We start from the raw sequence: 13,532 nt of genomic DNA, 5'->3' as shown, positions 1-13,532 counted from the left end.
AGGACGAGCGATCGTCCCCTGTGGAGGAGCGTTACGACGCGGTGATGTACCTCGAGTAGGACTTGCGGATCTTGTTCACCTTGGGCAGTGCGACCGCCATGCAGTAGCCCTGGCCCGGGTTCTTCGCGAAGAAGTCCTGGTGGTAGTCCTCGGCGGGGTAGTAGACGCCCAGCGGCGAGATCTCGGTGACGATCGGGCCGTCCCACCACTCGGACGCACGGTCGCGCGCGGTCTCGAACAGCTCCTTCTCCTCGTCGGAGGAGTAGAACATCGCCGAGCGGTACTGCGTGCCGACGTCGTTGCCCTGGCGGTTCAGCTGTCGCGGGTCGTGCAGGGTGAAGAAGACGTCGAGGACGACCTGCTCGGGGATGACCTCGGGGTCGAAGGTGACGGCGACGGCCTCGGCGTGGCCGGTGCGCCCGGAGCAGACGTCCTCGTAGTCGGGCTCGGTCGTGCGGCCGCCGGTGTAGCCGGAGACGACGTCGGTCACGCCGTCGAGGACGCGGTAGACGGCGTCCAGACACCAGAAGCATCCTCCGGCGAGTACGAATGTGCGCATTGCGTGTGACTCACTTCCTGTCGCGTCGACGCGTCCGGGGTGCCGGAGGCGTCAGTCGGTCCAACACGCTCACCGCCCCCTGCATTCCGCGGATCCGCCCCCTGCAATAGAGTCGCGGCGTGAGCTACGACGCCGCCCCCGCCCGCTACGACCGCATGGACTACCGACGCACCGGACGGAGCGGCCTGCTGCTGCCCGCCCTGTCGCTGGGCCTCTGGCACAACTTCGGATCCGACCGCTCCCTCGACACGCAGCGCGCGATCCTCCGCCGCGCGTTCGACCTGGGCGTCACCCACTTCGACCTCGCGAACAACTACGGACCGCCCTACGGCGCCGCCGAGACGGCCTTCGGCCGCATCCTCGCGGAGGACCTCCGCCCGTACCGCGACGAGATCGTCATCTCGTCCAAGGCCGGATACGACATGTGGCCCGGCCCGTACGGGGACGGCGGCTCGCGCAAGTACCTGCTCTCCTCGCTCGACCAGAGCCTGCAGCGGATCGGCGTCGACTACGTGGACGTCTTCTACTCGCACCGGCCGGACCCGGAGACTCCGATCGAGGAGACCATGGGCGCTCTCGTCTCGGCGGTGGAGTCGGGCAAGGCGCTCTACGCCGGCATCTCGAACTACTCGCCCGAGCAGACCCGGGCCGCGCAGGCGGCACTGGCGGGCAGCGGAGTGCCGCTCCTCCTGCACCAGCCCCGCTACTCGCTCTTCGACCGCGGACCCGAGGACGGCCTCTTCCCCGTGCTCGACGAGCTCGGCACCGGCTGCATCGTCTTCTCGCCGCTGGCGCAGGGGCTCCTGACGGACCGCTACCTCGACGGCACCGTGCCGGAGGGGTCCCGTGCGGCGACGTCGCGCTTCCTCTCCTCCGACCGGATCGACGAGGCGTACCTGACGCGCGCCCGCGGCCTGAACGCGATCGCGCAGCAGCGCGGCCAGTCGCTGGCCCAGCTCGCCCTGAGCTGGGTGCTCCGGGTGCCCACCGTCACGAGCGCCATCATCGGAGCGTCGAGCGTCGCGCAGCTCGAGCAGAACGTCGCCGCGCTGGACGCCGGCCCCCTCTCGCAGGAGGAGATCGACGCGATCGAGGAGTTCGCGGTGCACGGCACGACCCTGCGCTGACGCCCCGGCGGGGATGTCGGTGGTCGGCCGTAGTCTGCGACAGCACTCGGCCGGTGGGTGCTCCGAGACTCGAGCAGGAGGAACCGATGTCCCTGTCCACGCTGCACGCCACCCGCACCCCGCCGACGCTCACCCGGGTCAACGCCCGGCTGTGGCGCGTGAGCACCGGCTCGGGTGCCGTCGTCGGCCACATCGAGCTGGTCGAGGATCCGCTCGGCGAGCGGTACCGCGCCCGGCTGCTGCGGGCGGGCATGCCCGCCGGCGCTGAGCTCGGCGAGTTCTGGAGCGTCGACGACGCGATCGAGGTCTTCCGCGTCGCCTGACGCGCCGATCCGCCCGGTCGGCGGCGTGCCGACCGGGCCGCGGCGACCGCCCCGGATAGCGTTCGCCCCATGCAGTGGTGGAACGAGTTCATGTCCTGGATCCGCACGAGCGACGGACACCAGGCGGTCTTCACGGCCGCTGTGGTCCTGCTGGCCGTGGTGGTCGGAGCGATCGTGATCGCCTCCGTCTTCCGAGCGTCCATCGCGCGCCTCATCCGTCAGCAGGATCACGAGCGGAAGAACGCGGTCATCGCGACGCTCGTCGACGCCGCGGTCGACGCCTCGGCCTGGAACGTCCTCAGCAGCCCGGAGCGCGTCCTCAGCGACCGCGCTTCCGCGCAGGCCGAGACGCACCTGCGCCTCCTGCCCGTCAAGGGCTCCGGAGTCGCGGCCAACTGGGTCGCTCACGAGCTCGCCGAGCTGAAGCACACGTCGAGCACCGGCGGCTACCAGACGCAGGCGAGCGTGGGCGAGTTCCGCGACCGCCTCGTGCAGTGGCGGGACAAGCCCGGGCGCGCCCGGAAGGCCTTCCTCGCCGACCTCGAGCGCTGGCGCTTCTCGGAGACGGGTCGAGACCGCTCCGCCGAGTCCGCTCCGTCGTCCGATCGGGCCGCGAGCACCGCCGAGGCCGCTCCCCAGCGCACCGCTCCCCCGGCCGCCGCACCGACCGCCGTCGCACCGGTCGTCGTCGGCGCGGGCTCCGCCTCCGGCTCTGCAGCCCCGCAGACGCCCACGATCGTCCTCCCCGCGTCGGCCGGGGACGCCTCGCAGGAGGAGACCCGCCGCCTGCTCGCCGACGTCGACCGCCTGGAGGTGCCGTCGCGCGGGCGTCCCGTGGAGGAGCTGCCGCCCGTCGACCCGCAGCGCTCGGCTCCTGCCGCCCAGCCGCAGCCGGACGCGGAGCACGACGCGACGCCGTCGGCTCCGGCCGACGGAGACCGCGACGGCGTGCCGGTCGACGACGAGGCGGTCGTCCGGGCGGACGAGGCCCGGTTCGAGCGGTCCGCCTCGGACGACGACCGAGGCCAGGAGCGCAGCTCGGTCTGAGTGCTCCCGACCACGAGAAGAAGGCCCCGATCGCGAGTGCGATCGGGGCCTTCTCCGTGGTGCGGGCGGTGCGTGTACTGACTAGCTGTGTGCATCACGTGCACGGGCGACTCGGCCGACCAGTACGGCGAGGGGCGCCGCGACGATCGTCCACGCGACGGCGATTCCACCGAGGATGGCGAGGAGCAGCATGGTCGTACCTCCGTTCGTTACGTCGTTGTAATTCCGGACACCCCAAGACTAGGTGCCTGAATGACACTCAAACGACTTCGGGTGGGAAACACGCCGGTGTTGCCTCCGATTTGCCGGTGTGTTACTGGTGGAGCGACCGCGAGTCCTCGTCCGAGGGTCACCGGAGCGGAGGAAAACCCCGTGAGTGCCGGGCGTCACTCCTCGGAGGAGCGCAGCGCCGCCCGAGGAGAGGCCGCGACGCGGTCGAAGGACGGGCGCGAGGCGTCGACGCTGATCCGCACGCCACCGGGACAAGACTAGGGACGGCGACCGGCGCGCTCCCGATCCGATGGTGCCCCCGGCAGGAATCGAACCTGCGACCAAGAGATTAGAAGGCTCCTGCTCTATCCGCTGAGCTACGGGGGCGGACTGCGACCACGATACCGAAGCGCAGAGGCCGCGCCCGCCGGGGCCTAGGCGCCCCGGACGAGTCCCAGCACTCCCACGACCAGGGAGACCACGGCGAGGGCGAGCGACACGCCGATGAGCACCGTGTGCACGCGGAGGAAGGTCGTCGCGCGGCCGTCCGCGTCGCGCGCCCGCGGGTCCTTGCGGACGCGGCGGAGGAAGGGCGGCCAGACGATCGCGTTCCACACGGCGTTGACGATCAGGAGGCAGCAGGCGAGCGTGATCACGAGGGTCCAGTGTAGGAGGAGCGGGACGGCCGGACCGGGTGTCGGCGGCCGCCGATAGACTGCCCCGCATGAGTAGCGCCCCCGACCGTCTTGTCTGGATCGACTGCGAGATGACGGGGCTCGACCTCTCCGTCGACGAGCTCGTCGAGATCGCCGTCGTCGTCACCGACTTCGAGCTGAACCCGCTCGACGAGGGGCTCTCCCTCGTCATCCGGCCCGACGCGACCGCGCTCGAGAACATGGGCGACTTCGTCCGGTCGATGCACGAGACCTCCGGGCTGCTGGTCGAGATCCCCTCCGGCGTCAGCGTCGCGGAGGCCGAGTACGAGGTGCTGGAGTACGTGCTGAAGCACGTCCCGGCGGACCAGCAGGCCCCCCTCGCCGGCAACTCGATCGGCACCGACCGCGCCTTCCTCGCGAAGTTCATGCCGCGCCTCGACGGCCACCTGCACTACCGCAACGTCGATGTCAGCACGATCAAGGAGCTGGCACGGCGCTGGTTCCCGCGCATCTACTTCAACGCGCCCAAGAAGCACGGCGGACACCGCGCTCTCGCCGACATCCTCGAGAGCATCCGAGAGCTGCAGTACTACCGCCGTGCCGTGTTCGTGGAGCAGCCGGGGCCGAGCACCGCCGAGGTGCAGGCCGTGTCGGCCGCCGTCGTGGACGAGTTCGCCTCGCGGATGTAGTACTCTCGTACAGTTGCTTCGGCGGGTCACCCCGCCGGAACACGCTCCTGGTGGGTATAGCTCAGTTGGCAGAGCGCCTGGTTGTGGTCTAGGAGGTCGCGGGTTCGAGCCCCGTTACTCACCCCAGTGGCTGTGCATGCAGCGGAAGAGGCCCGGAGTTCCGACTCCGGGCCTCTTCGCACATCCGGCGACCGGCAGCGATCGCCGACGCAGAGAGGTCCCGGATGCTCGAGCTGGACGAGGACGCCTTCGAAGCCCTGGTGATCTCCGAGCTCGACGCGCTCCCGGACGACATGGTCGACGGGCTCGACAACGTCGTGTTCGTCGTGGAGGACCGGCCCGAGGACGGGACCCTGGATCTGCTCGGCTACTACGACGGCGTCGCCCTCACCGAGCGCGAGCGCTACGGCTTCGGCGAGATGCCCGACCGCATCGTGCTGTTCCGCGAGCCGCACCTCGCCGCGTGCGACGATCTGGACGCGCTGCGCGACGAGATCCACGTCACGCTCGTCCACGAGATCGCCCACTTCTACGGCATCGACGACGACCGGCTGCACGAGCTCGGCTGGGCCTGATCACCGCCGAGGGCGAGCCTCTCACCGGCATCCGCGCGTCGCAGCGCTCGGAGTGGACCCCTCAGCCGCGCACCGCTCCCCCGCCGCCCGTGTCCAGCACGAGGTCGGCGTTCTCCCGGGGCCGCTCCCGAGCGCAGTAGGAGCGGAAGTCGCGGTCCCAGGCGTCCCAGTGCGGAGCGAAGAGCTCGCCGTCGCGCTCGAGCGCGCGCACGCGCCGCACCTCGTCGTCGGCCTCGAGCCAGACCACCAGATCGGCGTAGCGACGCGCGGCGGCGCCGGCCGACCCGCAGCCCTCCAGCACCAGAAGCGTCTCGCGGACGACGCGGCGCCCGGCCGTCGTCCCCGCGGCCCAGTTCCAGGGCCGCCAGTGCGCCGCGAGGCCGAGGCCGTGGGGGCGGACGAGCGTCGCGGCCGTCTCCCGCGACGCCCGGTCCAGGCCCGTCCAGCCGGGGTAGAGGTCGTCCATCCGCACGAGCGCGACCGACGATGCCGCCGGCGCGAGACGGAGCTGCTCGACCAGCGCGCGCGCGAACGTCGACTTGCCGGAGCCGCTCGGTCCGTCCAGCAGCACCGTCCGACGACGCCGCGCGATCACGGAGCGGGCGAGGTCGCCCGCCGTCCGATCCGTCAGCGGCAGGATCCGCTCAGCCATGCAGGACGAAGCTCCAGGAGCCGGTGACGACGGCGGCGGTCACGGCGACGGCAGCGATCAGCACTCCGCCCGCGAGCAGCAGGAGGTCGCCGGCTCCGAGGCGCGACTGCCGCGCCCAGGTGCGCGGGACGCCGGAGCCGAAGCCCTTCGCCTCCATCGCCGTCGCGAGCCTGCTCCCCCGCCGGATGGCCAGCACGAGCAGCGAGAACGTGCGGGCCGCGAGGCTGCGGAGCGCCTCGATGGGCCCGCGGCCGTCGGCGACCCCGCGGGCCCGGCGGGCCATCGACAGGGTGCGCCAGTCGTCGACGAGCAGACCGACGAGCCGCATGCCGGCGAGAGCGCCGAGCACGAAGCGCGAGGGCAGGCGCAGGATCTGCGCCAGGCCGTCCGCCAGGTCCGTCGGGTCGGTGGTGGCGATGAGGACCACGCTCGGCAGTCCGATCGCCAGGACGCGCAGCGCGATGGCCAGCCCGAGGGCGACGGATCCCTCTGTGACCGAGACGATGAGGAACTCCGCGAAGACGGCGCCGGTGTCGCGACCGTAGAGAACAGTCGAGAGGCCGGCGAGCGGAGCCGCGATCCAGACGGGAGCCGTCCGCCGCACGAGCTCGCCCGCCCGGAGCCCCGCGAAGGGCAGAACCAGCAGCTCGAGCGCCAGCGCCGTCGCCGCGGAGACCGCATCGACCGTGAGGAGGAGCGCGAACGCGATGACCAGGCTGGCGAGGAGCTTGGCGACCGGGTTGGCTCGGGCGATCCGGCTGCGCGCGGGAACGGAGTCGAGGAGCGTCATCCCGACACCGCCTCGCGGGCGCCGAGGGTGACGACCGAGTCGGCGAGGGCGGCGACCAGCGCCTCGTCGTGGGTGACGGCGAGCACCGCCGTGCCCGCGTCGCGCTGCTCGGCGAGGAGCTCGACGAGCACCTCCCAGGTCAGGCGGTCCTGCCCGAACGTCGGCTCGTCGAGGACGAGCACGGACGGCGACCGGGTGAGGGCGGACGCGACGGCCAGGCGCCGCTTCTCGCCTCCGGAGAGGGTGAACGGGTTGGCGTCGGCGAGGTGCGCGAGGCCGAGGCGCTCCAGGAGCTCCTCCGCCCGATGCCGCTCCGCCTCGTCGCGGGCGCCTAGCGCGAGCTCGGCGCGCACGCGAGCGGTGAGGAACTGGTGCTCCGGCTCCTGGAACACCATCGCGATCCGTCCGGCGAGCTGAGCCGAGGTCCAGCGGATCGGCTCGGGGCCCGCACCGGCGCGGAGCGACTCGGAGGCGGTCACCCGCCCCGCGACCGGCGGCAGGAGACCGGCCAGCGTGAGCGCGAGGGTCGACTTCCCCGCGCCGTTGGGTCCCAGCACGGCCGTGGCCCGCGCGGAGTCGACGGCGAGCTCGAGCCCCGAGGCCACGATGGTCGAGCGGCGGCGCCCGAGGACGGGCCGGCCGATGGCGAGGTCGTGCGCGCTCAGGGCGGCGGGCGAGGGCAGCACGCTCGCCCCGCGCCGGGCGGGGGTGTCACCGGGCAGCCAGACGCCGGAGGCGCGGAGCACGTCGTGCGTTCGATCGAGGACCTCGACCGGAGCGCCGTCGGCGACGACCGCGCCGTCCCGCCCGAGCACCACGACCCGGTCGACGAGGCCGACCCACACGTCGACCCGGTGCTCGACGACGATCAGCGTCGCCCCCGTGCGGGCGGCCGTGCGCTCCACCGCCGCCCGCACCTCGCGTACACCGTCCGGATCGAGGTTGGCGGTGGGCTCGTCGAGGAGCAGGAGCCGCGGACGCATGGCGAGCACACCCGCCAGGGCGAGCCTCTGCTTCTGCCCGCCCGAGAGCGCCGAGGTGGAGTGGTCCAACGGCACGTCGAGACCGACGTCGCCGAGCGCCTCCCGCACCCGCGCGGGGATCTCCTCGCGCGGCACGCCGAGGTTCTCGCAGGCGAACGCGACGTCGTCGCCGACCCGCGCCAGGACCGCCTGAGTGTCCGGATCCTGCAGCACGAGCCCCGCGACACCGCGCCGGGTGAGCGGCGCGGCTCCGTCGATCTCGAGCTCGCCCGCCGCGGAGCCGTCCTCCTCCCCGCCGAGGACGCCGGCCAGGGCGTGCAGCAGCGTGCTCTTTCCCGCGCCGGAGGGGCCGAGGAGCAGCACGCGCTCCCCCGGCTCCAGCGCGAGATCGAGGCCGGAGAGGGCGTCGCGGGAGCGTCCCGCGTGCCGCCAGCTCCAGCCCCGCGCCCGGACGGAAGCGCCGCTCATCGAGCGCCCGCGCCGGCTCCCTCGACCGTCCGGCCCTCGCGCCCGGAGGCGAAGCGGTCCAGCGCTCCCGAGGCCGCGAGCCCCCGCACCGCGAACCAGGACAGCAGCCCGGCCAGGAGCGCGCCCGAGACGATCGAGGAGGCGACGTAGACGGTCTTGAAGAGCGCGTCGTTGACGGCGTAGTACGACAGCAGGTCGTTGATCGCGAGGGCCAGCCCGGCACCGGCACCGGCCAGCATCGCGACGAGCGGACGGCCGCTGCGGTAGAGGAAGAGCGCCAGGACGATCTCCGCGCCAAGTCCCTGCACGAGTCCGGAGATCAGCACGGTGAAGCCCCACTGGGTGCCGATCAGAGCCGACACGGCCGCGGCGACCAGCTCGGTGTAGAGCGCGGCTCCGGGCTTGCGGATGATCAGGCCGCCGAGGACGCCGGCGAAGAGCCAGCCGCCGCCGAGGAGCCCGCCGAGCCCGGGCAGGAACTCGAAGGCGAGGCCGAGGACGTTCGTCGCCAGGCCCCAGGCCCAGAAGACGATCCCGCTCGCGACGGCGACGACGCTCGCCACCACGATGTCGACGACCCGCCAGCGCAGATCGCGCCGAGCCGGGGCGGAGGAGGTGAGGTTCTGCGCGTTCGTGTTCTGCGCGTTCGTGTTCTGCGCGTTCGTGTTCTGCGCGTTCGTGTTCTGCACTGACGTGCCCTTTCGTGGAAGCGAATGGAGGGCACGGGTTGGTAAGAGGAGATCGAAACGTTCCTTCGCTGGCATGACCCAGATCAGGTTCGACGGTCGAAGGCTGCTGCCTTCCTCTCAGCCCGGTGCACCGGACTCCCGTGTTCGTCGGCAATCATAGACGTCATGTCGTGGTCGGTGGTCGTCGTCCTGGCCGTGCTGCTGATCGTCCTGCTGCAGGCCCTGCTCTGGCAGCGCCGTGCGCGGATCCGCCGCGAGCTGCTCAGCTACGGCACGCGGGTGCCGGCGCGCGTCGTCGGGCCGGATCCGGCACGCGGCGATCGCGATTCGGCACGGGATCTGGGCAGGCTCCTGGTCGTCTACCGGACCGCCGAGGGTGTGGAGAAGCGCGCGCAGAAGTACCCGCTGAAGCGGGGGGACGCGTGGATGGCCGGTGAGCCCGCCGCGGTGATCTACGACCCCCGCCGGCCGGACGACGCCGAGCGTCTGATCGTCGGCTTCGGCCGGACGAAGAAGAAGTGGTACCCCGCGCGCCAGCAGCGCGCCAGCTGACGCGGGGCCGTTCCGGCTACTTCTTGAGGGCGCGGATGATGCGCGCGAGGGCCTTGCCGGTCACCCACACGAAGGGGATGCCGACGGCGAGGACCGAGATAACGTTCGGCTGGAACCGCAGGCCGAGGTCGTCCTTGATGTACGCGCCGATCGGGATGACCGTGGCGCCGCCGCCTCCGCCGCCGCCCTCCTGGCCGTCCTCGGAGCCGCTTCCTCCGCCGAAGCCGAACCAGCGGAGGGCGACGGGGACGAGCGAGACGCCGTCGACGGTGACGGGCTCGCCGTAGATCGTCGCGGTACCCGCGGTGGTGACGGTGTCGGCCAGGGAGACTGCGATGTTGGGCATGGTGCGACGGTACTCCGCGGCTCTCCGCGGCGACAAGCGGCCCGCCGGGGCGCACAGGACTCGTCCATGGACCTCCGGGCACCTGCTGTCATGATCGACGGATGTCCGCCCGCACCCGCCGCCGCCCCGTGCGCTCGGCCGCGGTGGCGGTCGCGAGCCTCGTGCTCGCCGCCTTCCTCGCCTTCCACCGCGCACTGCCCGATCCGATCGGCTGGCTGTCGGTCCTCGAGGTCGGGATCCCCTGGACGGGGCTGCTCGTGCTGCTCCTCATCGCGGCCGCGGCGGCCCTCCGGTCGCGCCGGACGGCGGCCGCGGTCACCGTGCTGGCGATGGTCTACGGCGTGCTGGTGCTGCCGGTCGCGCTTCCGGCGCCGGCCGTGCGCTCCGGCTCGTTCACCGTCGTCAGCCAGAACATCGAGACGAGCGGCGACGCCGGTGGGCTCGCCGCCTCGCTCGCCGCCCGCGGCCCCGACGTGATCGCGCTGCAGGAGCTCGACGGAGACGCCGTGGACGCGGTCGACGCCGAGCTGGCCGACGAGTACCCGTACTCGTCCGTCTCGAGCACCGTCGGCGTCTGGAGCCGGACCGAGCTGACCGACGAGCAGCCGCTCGACCTCGGTCTCGGCTGGGAGCGCGCGCTCGCCGTCGACGTCGACACACCGGTCGGCAGCGCTCGCCTGTTCGTGGTGCACCTGGCCTCGTTCCGGCCGGGCGACCACGATGAGCGGGACACCATGCTCTCGAACCTCGCCACCGCTCTTCGAGACGACGCGTCGGAGCGGACACTGGTCATCGGCGATTTCAACACGCCGACGGACGACCACCTGCTCGCTCCCGTGCTGGCGGAGGCGGGCCTCGTCCGCACGGGCGGAGTCGGCTTCCCGGCGACCTGGCCGTCCCTGCTGCCGCTCGTCTCGCTCGACCACGCGCTCGCCGACGGCGTCACCGCCGCGACCGTCGCGGTCCTGCCGCCGAACGGCTCCGACCACCGCCCGATCAGTCTGACGATCGGTTCCGCGTAGCGAGCGTGTCGCTGAGGTCGATCCCCTTGGCCGACTCGGGAGCCGACCGGGACAGGAGCGAGGCGGGACGCACGGCCCCGGAGCCGAAGCGGGCGGCCACGCCGTCGACCGCGAGCTCCGCGTCGCGCCAGTCGTCGGAGTCGCTCCACAGGGAGAACGCGACGTCGTCGCCCTCGACCAGCTGCTCGCCGCGCACGCCGATCAGCCGCACGGGCCGCCGCATCGGGTTGGCCGCCTCGAGGAGCGCGGAGGAGGCCTCGTAGAGGACCCGGGCCACGTCCGTCGCCTCGACGAGCGTGCGGGAGCGGGTGAGGGTGCTGAAGTCGCCGAAGCGCACCTTCACCGCGACGGTGCGGCAGCGCACTCCCGAGCGGCGCATCCGCACGGCGACCTTGTCGCAGAGCCGCAGCAGCTCACGACGGACGAGCTCGGGGTCGGCCACGTCGTCGGCGAACGTGATCTCGTGTCCGGCGCTCTTCTCGATCTGGCGGGTGTCGACCGGCCGCGGATCCACCCCGTTCGCCAGGGCGTGCAGGCGCCTCCCGGTCGCCTCGCCGAGGGCGGACACCAGCGACGGCAGCGGGGTGGTCGCGACGTCGGCGACGGTGCGCAGACCGCGGCGGACGAGCGCCTCCTCCGTGCTCGCGCCGACTCCCCACAGCGCGCTCACGGGCAGCGGATCGAGGAACTCGCGGACGCCGTCGGCGGGGACGACCAGCAGACCGTCGGGCTTGGAGCGGCCGGAGGCGAGCTTGGCGACGAACTTGGTGCTGGCGATCCCGACCGAGCAGGTCAGCCCGAGCTCGGCGTGCACCCGGCGGCGGATCTCGGTGCCGATCGCGAACGGCGAGCCCGAGATGCGGCGGGCACCCGCGACGTCGAGGAACGCCTCGTCGATGCTCAGGCGCTCGACCAGCGGCGTGAAGGAGTCGAAGATCGCCATGACGCGGCGAGAGGCCTCGCGGTAGCGCTCCATGTGCGGCTCGAGGACCACGGCCTGCGGGCAGCGGCGGAGGGCGACCGCCATGGGCATCGCCGAGTTGACGCCGTAGCGGCGCGCCTCGTACGTCGCCGCTGTGACGACGGAGCGCGCTCCGTGGTGGCCCACGATGACCGGCCTCCCGCGCAGATCCGGCCGGTCGAGCAGCTCGACGGAGGCGAAGAACGCGTCCATGTCGATGTGCATGATGCTCGCGCGCGGGTCGTCGAAGGGCTCGGTCGTGACCTGCCGCCCCGTGCCGTCCTGCTTGCTCATGCGGTGCCGTCCTGCTCGCTCACGCCGCGCCGTCCTGCCTGCTCACGCCGCTCCGTCCTGCTCGCCCACGCCTCGGGACATGCTCGCACGCACCACCGACATCGGCCGCTCGACCGCTGCGCGCGGGCCGGCCGGGAATGAGCGCCGACCACTCGCGGTTGACCCGAGCACCACGACGCTCCGGAGAGACCATGACGCACGAGCAGCCCGACTCCCCCACCGCCACCGAGACCGGCCCCGGCGCCGAGATGAGCCGCTGGCTCGATCTGCAGGACCGCGCCCACCGCGCCTTCGAGCTCCGGCTGAGCGCCGTCGAGGACTGGTCGGCCCCCACGCCCGACACCGAGTGGGACACGCGCGCGCTCGTGCTGCACGTCGTCCGCGAGCAGCAGCGCGCGCACACGCTCCTCTCGGGCGGCGACGAGTCGGCGCTGCGACTCGAGTCCGTCGCCACCGATCTGAGGAGCGAGTGGCGCCGCGTGACCGACCGCCTGCGCGTCGCTGTCCGCACCGTCGACCCGGCGGCGACCGTGCAGCTGGGGCGCGACACCGTCAGCGCCGTCGAGCTGCTGCAGGAGCAGACGGCCGATGTGACCGTCCACGCGTGGGACCTCGCCCGCGCGACCGGCAGCGACGAGCGGCTGGACGAGGAGCTCGTCGCAGCGGTCTGGGAGCTCTTCGCACCCCAGGAGGAGACCCTGCGCGCGAGCGGCCTCTACGCCGCGCCCGTGCCGGTCGACGACGCCGCCTCCCTCCAGAGCCGCCTGCTCGCCATCACCGGACGCGACGACAGCCTCGCCGCCTGACGGCCCGGCGCCCGGACGCCGTCAAGGCCTGGGGGCGTCCAGGGACGCCGCGGCAGGATGGAGGGGACCACGAACACGGGGCGACCCGCCCCGACGAGGAAAGGAACGTCCATGACACGCATCGCCGTCATCGGAGCCCACGGCAAGGTGGGGCAGCAGATCCTGCACCTGCTCTACGACGCCGGCCACGAGTCGGTCGGAGTGATCCGCAACCCCGATCACGCCGAGGACATCGTCCGGCTGGGCGGCGAGCCGCTCGTGCACGACCTCGAGGACACGACGCCCGAGGCCTTCGCCGAGGCGCTGGGCCACGTCGACGGCATGGTCTTCACCGCCGGAGCCGGACCCGACTCGGGCCCGGAGCGCAAGCGCACCGTCGACCTGGGGGCGTCCGTCCTCAGCCAGAAGGCCGCCGCGATCGTCGGGGTCCAGCACTTCGTGCAGGTCAGCGCGATCGGTGTGGACGAGCCGCTCCCCGAGGACACGGAGGAGGGCTGGAAGGCCTACGTCGAGGCCAAGCGCGACGCCGACGCGGCACTGCGCGACTCCGGCCTCGACTACACGATCCTCCGTCCGGGCGGGCTGACGGACGACGAGGGCACCGGCACGATCACGCTCGGCACCTCCGTCGAGAAGGGGAGCATCCCCCGAGCGGACGTCGCCGCCACGGTGATCGCCGCCCTGGCGCAGCCGACCTCCATCGCGAAGACGTGGGAGATCGTCTCCGGTCCCACCCCGATCGAGGACGCGGTGGCTCAGGGAGCCTGAGCCCCGGCACCTCCT

General features: G+C 72.5%; 17 protein-coding genes, 2 tRNA genes and 1 riboswitch. Of the genes, 10 read left to right on the top strand and 9 right to left on the bottom strand.

What is annotated here, in order from left to right; all coding sequences use genetic code 11:
• Positions 1–31: 31 nt before the first annotated feature.
• Positions 32–559, bottom strand: coding sequence for a peptide-methionine (S)-S-oxide reductase MsrA (gene msrA, locus C5C69_RS04275; protein ID WP_104223713.1), 528 nt, complete (start codon positions 557–559; stop codon positions 32–34).
• Between the two features lie 119 nt (positions 560–678).
• Between msrA and C5C69_RS04270 the strand changes: the two genes are divergently transcribed.
• The 3 genes from C5C69_RS04270 (at position 679) to C5C69_RS04260 (ending at position 3,056) form a co-directional block, all read left to right on the top strand.
• Entirely contained in the window at positions 679–1,686 is a 1,008-nt protein-coding gene (locus C5C69_RS04270) for an aldo/keto reductase (protein ID WP_104223714.1), read from the top strand.
• 86 nt (positions 1,687–1,772) lie between these two features.
• Positions 1,773–2,009 (top strand): hypothetical protein, encoded by a 237-nt coding sequence (locus C5C69_RS04265; RefSeq protein WP_104223715.1) that lies wholly within the window; start codon positions 1,773–1,775, stop codon positions 2,007–2,009.
• A gap of 69 nt (positions 2,010–2,078) precedes the next feature.
• Complete coding sequence (locus tag C5C69_RS04260) at positions 2,079–3,056, top strand: hypothetical protein (protein WP_104257372.1); 978 nt, start codon at positions 2,079–2,081, stop codon at positions 3,054–3,056.
• Positions 3,057–3,577: 521 nt separating this feature from the next.
• Here C5C69_RS04260 and C5C69_RS04255 read toward each other — a convergent pair.
• Positions 3,578–3,653: transfer RNA gene (locus C5C69_RS04255), tRNA-Arg, on the bottom strand.
• Positions 3,654–3,700: 47 nt separating this feature from the next.
• On the bottom strand, positions 3,701–3,922 hold the full coding sequence (locus C5C69_RS04250) for an SCO4848 family membrane protein (RefSeq protein ID WP_104223717.1): 222 nt from the start codon (positions 3,920–3,922) through the stop codon (positions 3,701–3,703).
• Positions 3,923–3,990: 68 nt separating this feature from the next.
• Between C5C69_RS04250 and orn the strand changes: the two genes are divergently transcribed.
• From orn to C5C69_RS04235, 3 genes are all read left to right on the top strand, one after another.
• Positions 3,991–4,611 carry an oligoribonuclease gene (gene orn / locus C5C69_RS04245; RefSeq protein WP_104257371.1) on the top strand — a complete coding sequence of 207 codons (621 nt, stop codon included), beginning with the start codon at positions 3,991–3,993 and terminating at the stop codon, positions 4,609–4,611.
• A gap of 50 nt (positions 4,612–4,661) precedes the next feature.
• Positions 4,662–4,737, top strand: a tRNA-His gene (locus C5C69_RS04240).
• A 98-nt stretch (positions 4,738–4,835) separates the two neighbouring features.
• Complete coding sequence (locus C5C69_RS04235; RefSeq protein WP_104223719.1) at positions 4,836–5,186, top strand: metallopeptidase family protein; 351 nt, start codon at positions 4,836–4,838, stop codon at positions 5,184–5,186.
• Between the two features lie 61 nt (positions 5,187–5,247).
• Here C5C69_RS04235 and C5C69_RS04230 read toward each other — a convergent pair whose 3' ends face one another.
• The 4 genes from C5C69_RS04230 to C5C69_RS04215 are packed head-to-tail and all read right to left on the bottom strand — an operon-like array spanning position 5,248 to position 8,768.
• Positions 5,248–5,838: an AAA family ATPase gene (locus tag C5C69_RS04230; RefSeq protein WP_219812338.1), complete on the bottom strand. Its 591-nt coding sequence runs from the start codon at positions 5,836–5,838 to the stop codon at positions 5,248–5,250.
• Positions 5,831–6,628 (bottom strand): energy-coupling factor transporter transmembrane protein EcfT, encoded by a 798-nt coding sequence (locus C5C69_RS04225; RefSeq protein ID WP_104257370.1) that lies wholly within the window; start codon positions 6,626–6,628, stop codon positions 5,831–5,833. Before C5C69_RS04225 ends, C5C69_RS04230 begins: the two co-directional genes overlap by 8 nt.
• Positions 6,625–8,079 (bottom strand): ABC transporter ATP-binding protein, encoded by a 1,455-nt coding sequence (locus C5C69_RS04220; RefSeq protein ID WP_104257369.1) that lies wholly within the window; start codon positions 8,077–8,079, stop codon positions 6,625–6,627. Before C5C69_RS04220 ends, C5C69_RS04225 begins: the two co-directional genes overlap by 4 nt.
• Positions 8,076–8,768, bottom strand: coding sequence for an ECF transporter S component (locus C5C69_RS04215; RefSeq protein ID WP_374953318.1), 693 nt, complete (start codon positions 8,766–8,768; stop codon positions 8,076–8,078). The genes C5C69_RS04220 and C5C69_RS04215 overlap by 4 nt, the downstream gene beginning before the upstream one ends.
• A 43-nt stretch (positions 8,769–8,811) precedes the next feature.
• Positions 8,812–8,919, bottom strand: a riboswitch (TPP riboswitch).
• Between the two features lie 14 nt (positions 8,920–8,933).
• On the opposite strand from C5C69_RS04215, the gene C5C69_RS04210 reads away from it, so the two are divergent.
• Positions 8,934–9,320, top strand: coding sequence for a DUF3592 domain-containing protein (locus C5C69_RS04210; RefSeq protein WP_104223723.1), 387 nt, complete (start codon positions 8,934–8,936; stop codon positions 9,318–9,320).
• 16 nt (positions 9,321–9,336) lie between these two features.
• Here the strand turns inward: C5C69_RS04210 and C5C69_RS04205 are convergent, their stop codons facing one another.
• The gene (locus C5C69_RS04205; protein ID WP_104223724.1) at positions 9,337–9,666 is read right to left on the bottom strand and encodes a hypothetical protein; all 330 of its coding nucleotides are present in this window, start codon (positions 9,664–9,666) and stop codon (positions 9,337–9,339) included.
• Positions 9,667–9,767: 101 nt separating this feature from the next.
• Between C5C69_RS04205 and C5C69_RS04200 the strand changes: the two genes are divergently transcribed.
• Complete coding sequence (locus C5C69_RS04200; RefSeq protein WP_104232518.1) at positions 9,768–10,688, top strand: endonuclease/exonuclease/phosphatase family protein; 921 nt, start codon at positions 9,768–9,770, stop codon at positions 10,686–10,688.
• Here C5C69_RS04200 and dinB read toward each other — a convergent pair.
• Complete coding sequence (dinB, locus tag C5C69_RS04195) at positions 10,663–11,943, bottom strand: DNA polymerase IV (RefSeq protein WP_104223726.1); 1,281 nt, start codon at positions 11,941–11,943, stop codon at positions 10,663–10,665. The genes C5C69_RS04200 and dinB overlap by 26 nt on opposite strands.
• Before the next feature lie 191 nt (positions 11,944–12,134).
• Here dinB and C5C69_RS04190 point away from each other — a divergent pair, with 191 nt between their 5' ends.
• Entirely contained in the window at positions 12,135–12,749 is a 615-nt protein-coding gene (locus C5C69_RS04190) for a TIGR03086 family metal-binding protein (RefSeq protein ID WP_258065262.1), read from the top strand.
• A gap of 111 nt (positions 12,750–12,860) precedes the next feature.
• Positions 12,861–13,517 carry an SDR family oxidoreductase gene (locus C5C69_RS04185; RefSeq protein ID WP_104223727.1) on the top strand — a complete coding sequence of 219 codons (657 nt, stop codon included), beginning with the start codon at positions 12,861–12,863 and terminating at the stop codon, positions 13,515–13,517.
• The last annotated feature ends 15 nt before the right edge of the window (positions 13,518–13,532 follow it).

Origin of the sequence: Rathayibacter sp. AY1C7 (assembly GCF_002931865.1) — a bacterium.
Lineage (GTDB): Bacteria > Actinomycetota > Actinomycetes > Actinomycetales > Microbacteriaceae > Rathayibacter.
The sequence above is the reverse complement of the archived record's forward strand: the minus strand, read 5'-3'. Positions and strand labels throughout refer to the sequence as shown.

Bases quoted from the DNA above. Each gene is read 5' to 3' on its own strand.
- C5C69_RS04200 (WP_104232518.1), top strand. From the start codon at position 9,768: ATGTCCGCCCGCACCCGCCGCCGCCCCGTGCGCTCGGCCGCGGTGGCG.
- C5C69_RS04260 (WP_104257372.1), top strand. From the start codon at position 2,079: ATGCAGTGGTGGAACGAGTTCATGTCCTGGATCCGCACGAGCGACGGA.
- C5C69_RS04235 (WP_104223719.1), top strand. From the start codon at position 4,836: ATGCTCGAGCTGGACGAGGACGCCTTCGAAGCCCTGGTGATCTCCGAG.
- C5C69_RS04225 (WP_104257370.1), bottom strand. From the start codon at position 6,628: ATGACGCTCCTCGACTCCGTTCCCGCGCGCAGCCGGATCGCCCGAGCC.
- C5C69_RS04220 (WP_104257369.1), bottom strand. From the start codon at position 8,079: ATGAGCGGCGCTTCCGTCCGGGCGCGGGGCTGGAGCTGGCGGCACGCG.
- dinB (WP_104223726.1), bottom strand. From the start codon at position 11,943: ATGAGCAAGCAGGACGGCACGGGGCGGCAGGTCACGACCGAGCCCTTC.
- C5C69_RS04265 (WP_104223715.1), top strand. From the start codon at position 1,773: ATGTCCCTGTCCACGCTGCACGCCACCCGCACCCCGCCGACGCTCACC.
- orn (WP_104257371.1), top strand. From the start codon at position 3,991: ATGAGTAGCGCCCCCGACCGTCTTGTCTGGATCGACTGCGAGATGACG.
- C5C69_RS04190 (WP_258065262.1), top strand. From the start codon at position 12,135: ATGACGCACGAGCAGCCCGACTCCCCCACCGCCACCGAGACCGGCCCC.
- C5C69_RS04185 (WP_104223727.1), top strand. From the start codon at position 12,861: ATGACACGCATCGCCGTCATCGGAGCCCACGGCAAGGTGGGGCAGCAG.
- C5C69_RS04205 (WP_104223724.1), bottom strand. From the start codon at position 9,666: ATGCCCAACATCGCAGTCTCCCTGGCCGACACCGTCACCACCGCGGGT.
- msrA (WP_104223713.1), bottom strand. From the start codon at position 559: ATGCGCACATTCGTACTCGCCGGAGGATGCTTCTGGTGTCTGGACGCC.
- C5C69_RS04230 (WP_219812338.1), bottom strand. From the start codon at position 5,838: ATGGCTGAGCGGATCCTGCCGCTGACGGATCGGACGGCGGGCGACCTC.
- C5C69_RS04210 (WP_104223723.1), top strand. From the start codon at position 8,934: ATGTCGTGGTCGGTGGTCGTCGTCCTGGCCGTGCTGCTGATCGTCCTG.